The organism is Labrenzia sp. THAF191a (assembly GCF_009363335.1).
GTDB classification, from domain to species: Bacteria; Pseudomonadota; Alphaproteobacteria; order Rhizobiales; family Stappiaceae; genus Roseibium; species Roseibium algicola.
The window spans coordinates 2,800,851-2,814,450 of the sequence record NZ_CP045333.1; the positions used below are offsets into that span (position 1 = coordinate 2,800,851).

7 protein-coding genes are annotated in these 13,600 nt (G+C 59.7%); 4 read left to right on the forward strand and 3 right to left on the reverse strand.

Annotated features, from left to right (window positions below):
• The first annotated feature begins 108 nt into the window (after nt 1–108).
• Nucleotides 109–5,496: a filamentous hemagglutinin N-terminal domain-containing protein gene (locus FIV05_RS12800; RefSeq protein WP_152509805.1), complete on the forward strand. Its 5,388-nt coding sequence runs from the start codon at nt 109–111 to the stop codon at nt 5,494–5,496.
• Nucleotides 5,497–5,502: 6 nt separating this feature from the next.
• Nucleotides 5,503–7,272: a ShlB/FhaC/HecB family hemolysin secretion/activation protein gene (locus tag FIV05_RS12805; protein ID WP_152509806.1), complete on the forward strand. Its 1,770-nt coding sequence runs from the start codon at nt 5,503–5,505 to the stop codon at nt 7,270–7,272.
• A 6-nt stretch (nt 7,273–7,278) separates the two neighbouring features.
• On the opposite strand, the gene rfbA is transcribed toward FIV05_RS12805, so the two are convergent.
• From rfbA to FIV05_RS12820, 3 genes are read right to left on the reverse strand one after another with little or no spacing between them, the layout of a single operon-like run.
• Nucleotides 7,279–8,187: a glucose-1-phosphate thymidylyltransferase RfbA gene (rfbA, locus tag FIV05_RS12810; protein WP_152509807.1), complete on the reverse strand. Its 909-nt coding sequence runs from the start codon at nt 8,185–8,187 to the stop codon at nt 7,279–7,281.
• Nucleotides 8,184–9,458: a glycosyltransferase gene (locus tag FIV05_RS12815; protein WP_152509808.1), complete on the reverse strand. Its 1,275-nt coding sequence runs from the start codon at nt 9,456–9,458 to the stop codon at nt 8,184–8,186. Before FIV05_RS12815 ends, rfbA begins: the two co-directional genes overlap by 4 nt.
• Nucleotides 9,459–9,473: 15 nt before the next feature.
• On the reverse strand, nt 9,474–9,908 hold the full coding sequence (locus FIV05_RS12820; RefSeq protein ID WP_228148025.1) for a MarR family transcriptional regulator: 435 nt from the start codon (nt 9,906–9,908) through the stop codon (nt 9,474–9,476).
• Between the two features lie 440 nt (nt 9,909–10,348).
• Between FIV05_RS12820 and FIV05_RS12825 the strand changes: the two genes are divergently transcribed.
• A complete protein-coding gene (locus FIV05_RS12825; protein ID WP_152509809.1) occupies nt 10,349–12,097 on the forward strand; it encodes a type I secretion system permease/ATPase in 1,749 nt (582 codons plus the stop codon).
• Entirely contained in the window at nt 12,094–13,488 is a 1,395-nt protein-coding gene (locus FIV05_RS12830) for an HlyD family type I secretion periplasmic adaptor subunit (protein ID WP_209009967.1), read from the forward strand. Before FIV05_RS12825 ends, FIV05_RS12830 begins: the two co-directional genes overlap by 4 nt.
• Nucleotides 13,489–13,600 lie beyond the last annotated feature (112 nt).

Consider the following 13,600-nt stretch of genomic DNA (forward strand, 5'->3'; position numbering starts at 1 on the left):
GAATTGATTAGTATTGGTAGGTGGAATTCGATCTCTCGCCATCTGTATTTACACCAATGTTGACCGTCGTGGGCACAAGACGACGCAACAGCGGGAGTATTGATACAAATGGCGTCCAGGACCCGAAGCACCGGCGTTTCAAGCGCACCGGTTGAGCCTGCCATTCCATCCGGCTCAAACCGGACAGCCTCCCTTGCCGCATTTCTGCTGCTGACGACAGCTCTTGTCCCCACCGCAGCCTTTTCAGGCGATGCCCTGCCGCAAGGGGGCAGTTTCACGCATGGCAACGGAACCATTACGCAAGGTGGTTCACGGGTTGATGTGAAGCAATCAAGCGATGCCGGTATCGTGAACTGGGGCAGCTTTTCCATCGGCTCCGGCAATCAGGTTCATTTCGACAACGGCGCCGGTGCCACGCTCAATCGGGTCACGGGCAATGTGCCGAGCCGTATCGATGGCAGCCTCAGCGCGACGGGCAGCGTGTTTCTCGTCAATCCTGCCGGAGTTGCCGTTGGCAGCGGCGGGCTTGTGTCGACGGGTGGTTCGTTTGTCGCTTCGACGCAGGACGTTACCGACAGCGATTTTCTGAATGGCGGCGGCCTGACCTTTTCCGGCACGAGCGGTGCCGAAGTCGTAAATGCGGGCACTATCCGGTCAGCGCAGGGTGACATTGCACTGATTGCGCGCCGCGTTGAAAACAGTGGCACGCTTGAAGCGCCCAACGGCACTGCAGCCCTTGCCGCTGGCTACGAAGTCCTGATGAAAGACGTCGCCGATGCAGACGGCCTGTTGTCGGTCAAGCTTGGCGGAGCCGATACCGAAGCGCTCAATTCCGGAACCATCGCGGCGGCCAATGCGGAAATCCGCGCGAATGGCGGCAATGTCTTTGCGCTGGCTGGAAACACGGATGGTGTCGTCAAGGCAACCGGTGTCAGCACTTCCGGTGGCCGGATATTCCTGACGGCGGGCAATACGGGCAAGGTCCAGGTCAGTGGCAAGCTCAAGTCGCGCAAACTGGCGGAGAACGTTCCGGTGCCGGGTGCAAAGCCGGCGACCGAGGGTGGCGCCATCACGGTGACGGGCGGAGAAATCACGATCACCGGTACGCTCGACGCTTCGGCGGAAGAAAGCGGCGTCAAGGGTGGTGAAATCGTGGTGTTTTCCGAGGACACGGCAAGTGTTTCCGGAACGTTGAGCGCCAGGGGTGGCGTGGGCGGTGAAGGCGGCTTTGTCGAAACGTCTGCCCGAAACACCATCGATTTTGCCGGCATCACGGTCGATACCTCGTCTGAAGGCGGTCAGACCGGTCTCTGGCTGATCGACCCGGTTGACCTGACAGTCGATGCGGCGGCGGCTGCAACGATCTCTTCCAACCTCGCCAGCAACAACGTGAGCCTGCAGACCACCAACTCGTCTGCAAGTGGTCCGGGCAACCAGAGTGCGGGCGACGGCAACATCACCATCAATTCGGGCATCACCTGGACGAGCACAAACACACTCACGCTCAACGCCTATAACGACATCGCGATCAATGCGGCCATCGACGGCCAGAGCGGTGGGCTGACCCTGCTGGCTTACGGCAACAGCGGCACGGCTGCTGTCGGCACGATCTCGACGGGAGCAGCCGGCGCGGTCGATGTCGACAATTTCGCTCTCACCAGGGGTGTCTGGGATCAGGTCGGCGCGGGCCTGCCAGACTTTGCCACGAACGCACTGAGTGTTGGCTTCGGGACTTTCATCCGGGCGCAGGGTGGCGATGGCACTTTTTCCAACCCTTATGCGCTATTTGACGTTTATGGCCTGCAAGGGATCACGACCAGTGACAGGCGTGGTGGCGGGTCCGGCGATATCAGCCTTTACTATGAGCTTGCGAACGATATCGACGCGTCGATGACATCATCGTGGAATAACGGTGCTGGCTTTGACCCTGTTTCCTTTTCCGGAAGCCTGGATGGCAAGGGACATACGATAGACGGCCTCTATATCAACCGGCCTTCCGAAGGTAATGTCGCACTTATAAGTTATTGGCAAGACAACTATTTCACTTCCGGACGTGACCTGGAGATAAAGGACCTCACACTCACGAACGCGTCTGTTACCGGCGACAACCAGACGGCAATTCTGGTCGGCGACACAGGCGGTGGGAACTATCACGGTCACAACATGTCGAATGTGACTGTCAGTGGAACCGTTCAGGCGAATTCCTGGGGCGCAGGCGTCGTGGCCAGGTATTTCGGCAACATCGACCAGTCGACCATGACCAATGTTCATGCCGATGTTTCCGTCACGACGACGGATGGGGGCAGTGCTACCGGCGGCCTCGTCGCGATTATGGGTGAAGGGCTGATAATCTCGAATTCCAGCTCGACAGGATCGATAACCGGAGGGCAGGTCGGTGGTCTTGTCGGCACCACAGACGACAACGACAACAGGATCGAAAATTCCTATTCGACGGCGACAGTCACCTCGTCAGGGAGCTTTCGGGAGGCTGGTGGACTGGTTGGGTACGCGGAAGATCTTACGATCTCGAATTCGTATTTTGCCGGTCAGGTGCTCGGTACAAACGGCGCCGCGGCTGGAGGGCTCATCGGTACGGCCGACAGGAACACGGTCATTGAAAACTCCTTTGTTACGGGTCTTGTAGAGGCTGAAGGATATGCAGCCGCATTGGTCGCTGAGGTCTCCGACTCAAGCGTTTCAATAACCGACACAGCCTGGGATACTGAAACCACCGGACAAACCGAGGTGATCGGTTACACGAATTCCTATACCCCCACCGTGACCAACACGAGCGGTCTGACCACTTCCCAGATGCAGGGATCGCTGACCCTGGGTGGCTTTACCCTGGACAGCAGCATCTGGGGCACTGGCAGCGGACTTTTCCCTTATTTCAAGTGGGAGTATGCCGCCACACCCGAGGCGGTCTCAGGTATCGTCTACAGTGATGCGGGCACGACGGCCCAAACCGGAGCAAATGTCAGCGCACTTTCCGGCGGCAATCTTGTCGGCAGCGCTGTGAGCGGGGCAAACGGGTACTATTACATCCTGACTACGGCCGGATCGCTCAATTCCGCAGGGGTCCTGTCTTATCTGGACGGTGAAAGCACCAAAGCGGCGACTTTCGCCGACACAGTTACGTCGACCGGCGTCTCCGGAGCCGATATCTGGGGCAATGCCTTCAACGTCAATACCGGTGCAGCGGCCACGACGGACGTGGTCACCGCTCTGGACACGACCATCGGCGCGTTCAGCGACACCGATCTCGACTTCCTGTTCAACACGTCGGCGGTTGTGCGAACCGACCAGAATGGCAACAGTCTCGACTTCAATTTGAATGCGACGTCCAACTTCAATCTCGACAACAATCTTTACGCTGGTGGCAACCTGACTGTTGCAACGAATGGCACATTTTCGGTCGGCGACAGCAACGCCATCCTGTGGGCCCATGACGGTGACCTGACAGTGAACGGCGATGTCGCGTGGTCTAACAGCAACCAGCTTTCTCTCTACGCCGACGCCAGCAACGCCTCCATCAAGATCAACGGCTCCGTCACCGCGGCGAACGGCAAGCTGCGTGTGGACCAGACGAGCAGCGCAACGAATGTCACTTCAACGGCGACGGGTGATATCCATGTCGACGATTTCCAGTCCGATACCGCCTGGCTGCAGGTCGGCAGCAGTTTGCCGGATTTTTATGCCCGGGATTTCGATATTCAGGGCGGTCATTTTGTACGTGCGCTTGGTGGTGATGGATCGCAAGCCAACCCGTACCAGATCTTCGATGTCTACAGTCTTCAGGGCATACAGTCAGGTTCCGGCACCACGCCGGTAAACTATGTGTTGACCCGGAATATCGACGCTTCGGGAACAGCAGCCTGGAACGGTGGTTCCGGCTTTGCGTCGACAAGCCTTCGCGGCAATTTCGACGGTGGCGGCTATACGATCGACGGCCTGGCCTCGACAGGTAACTTCAGTTCGATCGGGTTGTTTGGCGTCGTTAGAGCCGATGGTCAGGATGTCTCCATTCGTGATCTCAAGCTGACGAACGTCAACATCGCGGGAGGGGTCGGTGTTGGCGGGCTGATCGGCGCTGCCGTTGGTGGCAAGGTCTCGGTATCGGATGTTTCGGTCGGCGGCACGGTGACAGGCGCAGGTAATGTCGGCGGCGTCGCCGGAATTATGGCGTCGGAGTATTCCGTTACCGACGCACATTCTTCGGCTGATGTCACCACCACGGCCTATGCTGCAGGTGGCCTTATCGGCAACAGTCAGACTTCTGATGCATCGCAGGTTACCCGTTCGTCCGCTTCCGGCAACGTCAGTGGCCGTTATGACATCGGTGGACTGATGGGCCGGGTATCAAATGTCGACGTTTCCAGATCTCATGCCAGCGGAACCGTCACGCTCCTTGCCGATAACACGGGTGGTACCACCACACCATATGGCGCAGGCGGTCTCATCGGCTCCATTGATTCGGGCTCGGTCGATCTCTCTTATGCGACCGGGACTGTGCAAAGTTCCGACAACGTCGCGACGCGTCTCGGTGGGCTGGTTGCCTACTCCGTCGGAGCGCCAATCACACGGTCCTTTGCGACTGGCGACGTGATCCACACCGGCCGCATGGCCGGCGGGCTCGTCGGCGTAACGGCCAGCAGCATTTCCGACAGCTACGCCACCGGGGACGTCTCTGGCAGCAACGAGATCGGCGGCCTTGTCGGGCGGATGCTTGACGGGTCGTCCGTGACCCGCTCGTATGCAACCGGTGCCGTCTCCGCGAGTGTGAACGGTGGCGGCCTGGTCGGCACTATGGACGCTGGTACGATCACGCTCACCAACAGCGTCTGGGACACACAGACTACCGGGCTGAACAATGCAGTCGGCAATCAGCTCGGCGGTTCGGTGACCAATGTCACCGGTGTGACCAGCAGTGCCATGCAGCAGCTCGACACGTTTGTAGCGGCAGGTTTTGGAATTGACGACCAGGGCGGCACGGCGAACACCTGGCGCATCTACGAGGGGCAGACGACCCCACTCCTGCGAGGGTTCCTGACTGCGATCACGGTAACGGGTGACGACAAGTCGAAAATATATGACGGAACGGTCTATTCCGGCGGGTTCACCTATGCCTTGTCGTCTGCCGGAGCGAGTCTCCTGGGAAGTTTCGATGGCGGTGCCGCCGTCACGGCAACCGCGGCCGGAAGTTATGTCATAGGCAACAGTTTCTATTCGCATCAGTTCGGCTACGACATTTTGAGCGTCGATGGCACGTTGACGATCATTAGCCCCTCCGAAACGTCCGGTTCTTCCGGCAATGGACAGTCTTCCACCGATCCCCGCCAGCGGGTGCTGGAGCGCAACCGGCTGCAGACCCCGGATACCGACGAGGCACTTGAAGACAACCCCTCTGCCTGCGAGCCGGGAGTGGTCGGCGGCGAAGGTGCCGTTCACCCCTGCAACCGCTCGTTCGGACGCTGGCTCAGTGCGGCGGCAGAGTAGTCCGGCATGACAAGACATACGATAACTGCAGCCCTGGTGGCCGGTGTTGCGCTCGTTTCCGAAGGTTCGTTCGCCCAGCAGGCTCTTGAAAGAAACCTTCCGGCTGCCGAACCCGGAGAGCCGGTCTCGCTGGACGTCGCCCCCCAGGACTTCGGCGCCACCGACAGGTCACCGCTCGGGGTTGACCTGGCCGGCGTTTATCTGATCGGCCAGTCCGACGATGTGGCAGGCCGAGCTCCGAAAGGTATCGGCGGTCCGGCGGCTGCTTTCGATCAGGCCGCACTGGATGCCGTGCTGTCGGAGTATCTCGGCAAACCGCTTTCCCTCGCCCTTGCGGGGGAGATTCAAGCTGCCGTAGCCCGCGTTTACAAGGAAGCGGGCTATCCGTTCGTATCCGTGACCCTGCCACCGCAGGAAATAACCGGCGGGGTGCTGCAGGTCAGGGTGATCGAGTTCAAGTCGGGCAACGTGACGGTGCAGGGGCTCGATGAGCGCGACGCCGAAGAGATCCGCGCAAGGCTGCGGATCAACCCCGGTGGGCGCATAGATGCGCGCGCGCTGGAAGAAGATCTCGGCTGGTTGAACCGCTCCCCCTACAGGCGGGCAGGTGGGGTTTTTCGCCCGGGCGAGGATGCCGCGCTCAGCGATCTCGAAGTCACGATCGATGAAGGCAGGCCCTGGCAGGTGTTTGCGGGATGGTCCAATTCCGGATCGCAGGATACCGGACGCGACAGGTATTTTCTGGGTGGCAATGCGCGTCTTCCCTTTCCGGGCGGCCCCTGGCTTTCCTACCAGATGACGGCCAGCGACGACATCTGGAGCGATCCGGGAATTGTCTTTCCGCGTGAAGGCGACTACCCCTCCTATGTGTCCCACGCAGGCAGGCTCACCATTCCGACGTGGGCCCGGCAAAGTCTTGAAATCGCCCCGGCAATGGTTGCGTCACGCGAGACGCCGAATCGCTTTTTCGACTTTGAAAACACCACCTATGAATTGCCGATCATCTACAGGTCTGCCGTCTCTAATCTCCTGCCGGGGCGCTATTGGGGAGACACCTACACGGGCGTTGAGCTGAAACGCCTGGAACGGACAACCTTCTTCAATGGTGTCGCGGTTGCCGACGGTGCCGCGGATCTGTTCCAGATGGTGCTTGGCTGGAGCAATTCGTTCGATGACCGGTTTGGCCGCACGGCGCTGGATGTCAGGGTGAAAGCCAATCCGGGAGGTGTTCTCCAGGGAAATGCGGCAACCACCTGGCAGACCTTTACCAATGGGCGTGTCCAGTCGGTCGACTATGCGTATCTTGCGGCAGACATCAGCCGGACAATATCTCTTCCGAACAGGTTCTTCTGGGTAAGCGCCCTCTCGGGTACGCTCGCGGGGCAGGTGCTGCCGGATACGGAGCGGATCTCGCTTGGTGGGCGATATGCGGTGCGCGGGTATAACTACGATGATGCCAGCGTCGACAGCGGTGTCATCTGGCGGAACGAATTGCGTCTGCCGTCCTTCTCGCCGCTTGCCGGCAATCTGCCTGAAAGCTGGCCGCAATCACTGACAAACGACAGTCTGTCGGCCTATCTGTTTGCCGATATCGGGTTCGGGATCGATCACGCCACAGACGACGATGCGACGCTGTCCGGTGTTGGCGCCGGCTTCGACTATGCTCTTGGAGACAATCTGACGGCTAACCTGATCGCGGGCGTTGCCCTGCAGGACGCAGGAGAAACGGAAGCCGGGGATCTCAATCTGCAGGCCTCGATCACGGCGCGATTCTGACGCTTCTCACGAGGCCAGGGCGCTTGCCGGTTCAAATTGCGCTTTTGCCGCTTCCCTGGCGATCCAGTTCAGGTAACGGCCGTAGGTCGTGCCTGAAATCTCGCTCGCCAGCGCTTCGAGATCACCTCTCGAGATCCAGCCCTGGTAGAATGCGACCTCTTCAGGACAGGCAATCTTCAGGCGTTGGCGGGATTCCAGCGTCTGGATGAAGCAGGCTGCTTCCAGGAGCGATTCCGGCGTTCCCGCATCCAGCCAGGCATAGCCCCGGCCCAGCATCTGGACGCTGAGGTCACCGCTTTCCAGATAGGCCCTGTTGATGTCGGTGATCTCAAGTTCGCCGCGTGCGGATGGGGTGAGGGTACGGGCGATGTCGACAACCCTGGCATCGTAGAAATAGAGGCCGGTCACCGCCCAGTCCGATTGCGGGGCAACCGGTTTTTCAACGATTGAGGAAGCCTTGCCTGCGCTGTCGAAGCCGACAACGCCGTATCGTTCGGGATCATGAACCTGATAGGCGAATATGGTTGCGCCGGTCTCGTTTCGCCGGGCCGCCAGCATTTTTTCCGACAGGCCGGTGCCATGAAAGATGTTGTCGCCCAGGATGAGGGCCGACGGTTCCCCACCCAGAAAGTCTTCCGCGATCAGGAATGCCTGGGCAATGCCTGCAGGGTGTTTCTGGACAGCGTAGGACAGGTTCAGGCCCCAGCGGTTTCCCTTGCCGAGGACGCGCTGGAACGCGCTCAGGTCCCGCGGTGTGCAGATGATCAGAATGTCTCGAATGCCGGCGAGCATCAGCGTGGTCAGCGGGTAGTAGATCATTGGTTTGTCGTAGACGGGCAAAAGCTGCTTCGAGCTTGCGAGCGTCATGGGAAACAGGCGAGACCCGGCGCCGCCGGCAAGAACAATTCCCTTCATACCCGGTTCCACTCCGTCGCCACGTTGCGCCTTCCTGCGACGGGTCCAAAGCCGGCCTGCCGTTGCGCCGAACGGTTCGACAACTTGTTCAAGAGCGCCTGCAGGCGCAGAACGCAGGTTGACAACTCGTATCTGGCTACAACGGTCCGGCGTGCCGCCCGGCGCATGGCCTGCCGGTCTGCCGGAGACGTCAACGCCGAACAAACTTCGGCAGCAATTGCCTTTGTGTCCCAGAAATCAACGAGCCTGCCGTTGACCCCGTCTCGAACAACTTCCTGAACCGGAGCGGTTTTGGACGCGATGACAGGTGCCTCGCAGGCCATGGCTTCGAGAAACGACCAGGACAGGACGAACGGGTAGGTCAGATAGACATGGGCTGCAGAGACCTGAAACAGGCTCAGGAGATCCTTGTGCGGGATCTGGCCCAGAAAGTGGATCCGATCAGGTGGAAGGCCGGTTTCCTGAAGAAGCCGGTTGCGCCATGTGTCGCCGCGAGATGGTGCGCGTCCGTAGCTGACGCCGTCGCCACCGGCAACAACGAACCTGGCTTCCTGATTTTCGCGGGCGACCAGTGCTGCCGCCTGCATGAATTGGGGAAACCCGCGGTAGGGTTCCAGGTCACGTGCCGCGAAGGTGACCACCGGATCGCCCGCGGTCAGGTGTCTGCCGTCCGGCAGGCGAAATCCGGCCATCGCGTCGGGGCGAGCCCGGGTCGTGTCGATGCCTTCATGCTGCACGAGGATCTTTGACCGGTATTCTGCGGGATAGCGGCTCTTCTGCCAGGCCGTCGGGCTGATGCCGGCATCGAGCTGATCCAGAGTGGACAGCTGGATGGCGTTGCGGAGCCTCATGGTCTGGCGCTGCTGCAGCGACATCTCGTCGGAAGGTGCAAACCCGACGTCTCCGCCCTGCGGCTGGAAGTAATATTCGCAGAAACCGATGGCAGGTACATCCGGCAGGGCATCCTTGACGAACATCATGCCGCCCCAACCGATATGTCCCATAACAATGTCGGGCTTGTGGCCGTTCAGGTCCAGCTTGTGCAGGATATCGGCAACCTTGCGTCCCGCCTCGATGTAGGGCACGGAAGGCCGTCCACCCGCGCTGCCCGCCTGCCGGGTGTCACCGGCATAGCGCAGCACACGCAGGCCCGGCACCGGCCGGTCCAGGGATTCGCATATGAGCGTGGCAGTCCAGCCATCGGCGATCAGACGCCGGGCAAGATGAACGAACTGCCCGGGCCCATGCCGGTGCACGAACACGATATGCATGTGCCAAACCTTCGATCAGAAACGGGTGCCGTCCAGACGCAAGGGGGATTGTTGAAGGTCCGTCGCCCAAAGGACCTCAAGCTTGCGCAGCAGTGCGAATGTTTCCTCAAGGGCCTTCAGGTCCTGTTCGGATCGCACGATCTGGTCCTGATTGACCTCGTCGGCTGCCTTCACGGCTCTGCAAAGCATCTTTCCCTTGTCGGTCAGACGGATACGGGCTGAGCGTCGGTCCCGTGCCGAAGCCGTTCGGTCGACGTAGCCGGACTGGACGAGTTGCTTGAGGCTGTAGGACGCATTCGATCCGAGATAATGACCGCGGTCCATCAGATCCCGCACGGACAGGTCGTCGTCACCGATGGTGAAAAGCAACATGGCATGGGCGGGAGAGATGTCGTCCGCGCCTATTCGGATCAGATCGACGCGGAGGCGGTCAAGGTAGCGCCGATACATTCGTTCGATGACTCTTACGAGTTCGAAATGGTTCGCTTGCGACGCCGGAGCCGCGATCCTTTCTCTTTCCCCGTATGCTGAATGATTGATGGATTCTTCAACCATAGGTTCAGTCCGCGAAACGTGCCCATTCATGTCCCTTGTTGCGTCTTCTAAGACTTTGTGCATTTGCCCCAAACTCCCACCTACATTCGAACTAAATTCGAAATAATTTCATCGCTATTCTGCTCCCTGTCTATGCACATTGATGCATTTATTAGTTTTGTTTTTGCATTTCTTCTCTTTGCCAATCGATTGCCATAATTAAAGGCACTAGATACCCCAAGTTAGTCTATATGCTTTCGTCATTCCTATGGAAAAGATGTGTCGTTTTCTGGGCAATCGCTCTTTTTTTCGCACGTGCGAACACACCTATCGGTTGAGGCTTCGGAGAATCTTGAATGGTTGAAAAGACAACACCGGACGCAATCGATCCGTTCCGTCTCATAAGAGAGGCTCGTGTCACCTTTGCAACCGGTCTCGCCGCAGCGGCGCTTCTGAGCGGGTTCATCACACTGCTGCAGATGATCGTTCCGCTGTTCATGCTGCAGGTTCACGACCGGGTTCTGAACAGTCAGAGCCTCGATACCCTGACAATGTTGCTGATCATCGCCTGTGGCGGGCTGATGCTTTTTGCGATTCTCGAATTTATCCGCAGCCAGATTTTCCAGGTGATGGGGAGCGAACTGGTTCGGCGTCTCAACCTGACGGCAATCGAGGCGGGGGTGAAATCCTCGCTGGAGAAGGGGGGCGGTATGGCCTCCGAAGTGCTGCGGGACCTGAACGATCTTCGCACCTTCATAACCAGCAACGCCATCAGCGCACCGCTGGAAGCCATGTGGGTGCCGCTGTTCCTGATTGTGCTGTTTGCCCTGCATCCGCTTTACGGGCTGCTGGCTGTTGTTTCAGCGATTACGCTGATCGGGCTCAACCTGCTGTCCGACATGACGACACGCTCGCTGTTGAAGGAAGCGAACACCGCCAACTTGCAGAATGTCGCGACGATCGCCTCCACGCTTCGCCACGCGGAGACGATCGAGGCAATGGGGTTGATGCCTGCCCTGACGCGCCGTTGGCGCAAGGGGCAGCTCCATGCCACGGAACTGATGGCAATGGGAAGCCGGCGTGGCAAGGCAATCCACGCGCTGACGCGAAGCCTCCGGTTTGGCATGCAGATCGCGGTTCTGGCGCTTGGCGCGGATCTTGTCATCAAGGGAGAGGTGACTGCCGGCACGATGATCGCCGCAAGCATCCTGATGGGGCGCCTGCTGACGCCTTTAGACAATCTCACGGAAAACTGGCGCCAGTGGGTGTTCGCATCAACCGCCTGGGGCCGGGTGCGCGAGGTTCTGGAGAACCACTCCTCGCTTCGCCAGACCGTGCCGACCCCGCCCAGCCAGGGATCGCTCAAGATCGACAAGCTGGTCTATGCGCCGCCCAACGCACCGGTGCCTGTTATCAAGGGCATTTCGTTCACGCTCGAACCCGGTGACGTTCTTGGCATTGTCGGCCCGTCGGCAGCCGGAAAGTCGACCCTGGCCCGTCTGCTTGTAGGTGTTCTTCAGCCCACGACGGGCGGTGTCTTTCTTGATGGGCACAACGCCTATCTCTGGGAGCGGGCGTCCTTTGGCGCGATGGTCGGGTATCTGCCGCAGTCGGTGTCTCTTCTGGATGGAACGGTTCGGGACAACATCTCGCGCATGTATGATGCCGACCCTCAGATGGTGATCGATGCGGCACGTGCCGCCGGCGTTCACGAGATGATCGGCCGGATGCCACTCGGCTATGACACGCCCGTGGGTGACAACCGTTACACCTTGTCAGGCGGACAAAAGCAGCGTGTCGCCCTTGCGCGTGCGCTGTTCGGACGGCCGCGCCTGCTCGTGCTCGACGAACCCAATGCCAACCTGGATACGGAAGGGGAGGTTGCCCTGTTGCGTGCTATTTCGCAGGCAAAGGAAGACAACGCCATCGTCATCGTCATCGCACACAGACCGGCAATCATGGAAGCGGCCGACAAGATCCTGGTGCTGGAAGATGGCCGGATCGGCCAGTTCGGTGACCGAACTGATGTCGTCAGCAGTATTTCAAGGCGCCTGCCGGCACCTGCCGCGCACCGCGCCCTGCCGACGAGTGGAGAAGTGGCATGAGCGATCGTTCCGAGCAGACAAAGCCACCCGTTGCCACACCTTCGTCCGAGGCCGCGACCGAAACAGGCCAGGCCTATTGGATGGCCGCCCTCAAGGCGGACGATGCGCGCCCGCCAAGCTTGCGCAAACCGCTTCTGGCGGCAGCTCTGGCCGTTTCGATCGGCTTTGGCGGATTTCTGCTTTGGGGATTTACCGCCGATCTCGATAGTGCGGCGGTTGCCACCGGCAAGGTGATTGTCGACAGCAAGCGCAAGACCATCAGTCATCTGGAAGGCGGGATCCTGCGCCGGTTGCTCGTGCAGGAAGGGGATTTCGTGGATGCCGGCCAGCCGTTAGTGGAGCTGGACGACACACGCGCACGTGCCGAGCTGGCGCAGCTCCATGGCAAACGGACCAGTCTGCTGGCAAGGCTGGCCCGGCTCAGGGCCGAGCGAGATCTGTCGGATGAAATCGTATTTCCGGAAGAGCTCAAGAATAGCAGCGAACCCCTGATCGCCGAAGTGGTGGCGGCAGAAGAGGGGGTGTTCGAAAAACGCCGCCAGGTCTACGAGGGCAAGATCGCCTTTCAGCAGAAGGAGATGGAGCAGTATGTGGCGCAGATCGAGGCCAATCAGGCCCAGATCGAAGCCACCGGGCACCGGCGAAAGTTGCTTGAGGAGCGTGTCGACGCCCTCAGCGGCCTGGAGAAGAAAGGGTTCACGTCAAAAGCCATGCTTAGCGAAGTTCAGCTGGAACTGAGCGAGATGATTGGTGACGGCGGTGAGCTGGAGGCCCAGAAGGCGCGTGCGGAAAAGGCGCGCCAGGGTGCGGAAGTTGCCCTGTTGCAGGCCGAACAGGAATGGCAAAGCGACATTGCCGGAAAGATCCTCGAGGCTCAACTTGAACTGAACCTCACCAACGAGCAGATCATTTCGTCGCAGGATGTCCTCGACCGGCTGGTGGTCCATTCCCCTCAGTCCGGTATTGTCTCCAGCATCGAGATGCGGACGCCCGGCGGGGTGGTCGAGCCTGGCAAGGCGATCATGGATATCGTGCCGCGAGACGAGAAGATGCTTGTCGAGGTTCGGATGAACCTGAACGACATCGATACCGTTCGTGTCGGCTCGGAGGCACGCATCCGGCTGACTGCCTATGACCGTCAGAACACCAGCCCGCTGGGAGGGGAGGTGACCTATGTCGCTGCCGACCAGACCGTCGATCCCCAGACGCAGGCGGCCTTCTATATCGTGCGCGCACAGGTTCTATCCGAAGAGCTGGACGGCAAGCCTGCCTTGACGCTTTACCCGGGAATGCCGGCGGAAGTCCTGATTATCCGGCGTGCTCGCAAGGCAATGGACTATCTGCTCGAGCCGATCACGCAAAGCCTTGATCGAGCTTTCCGGGAAGACTGAGGCGCATTTTTTTGTGCTCCAACAAATTTTTTTAACGACGGGCGGCATTGGCCGCCCGTTGCTTTTTCGAAGCCCCGGTCCATTCCGAGCGTCGGGGCATTTTCCTGGTGCG

Bases quoted from the DNA above. Each gene is read 5' to 3' on its own strand.
- FIV05_RS12815 (WP_152509808.1), bottom strand. From the start codon at position 9,458: ATGCATATCGTGTTCGTGCACCGGCATGGGCCCGGGCAGTTCGTTCAT.
- FIV05_RS12825 (WP_152509809.1), top strand. From the start codon at position 10,349: ATGGTTGAAAAGACAACACCGGACGCAATCGATCCGTTCCGTCTCATA.
- FIV05_RS12800 (WP_152509805.1), top strand. From the start codon at position 109: ATGGCGTCCAGGACCCGAAGCACCGGCGTTTCAAGCGCACCGGTTGAG.
- FIV05_RS12805 (WP_152509806.1), top strand. From the start codon at position 5,503: ATGACAAGACATACGATAACTGCAGCCCTGGTGGCCGGTGTTGCGCTC.
- FIV05_RS12820 (WP_228148025.1), bottom strand. From the start codon at position 9,908: ATGTATCGGCGCTACCTTGACCGCCTCCGCGTCGATCTGATCCGAATA.
- FIV05_RS12830 (WP_209009967.1), top strand. From the start codon at position 12,094: ATGAGCGATCGTTCCGAGCAGACAAAGCCACCCGTTGCCACACCTTCG.
- rfbA (WP_152509807.1), bottom strand. From the start codon at position 8,187: ATGAAGGGAATTGTTCTTGCCGGCGGCGCCGGGTCTCGCCTGTTTCCC.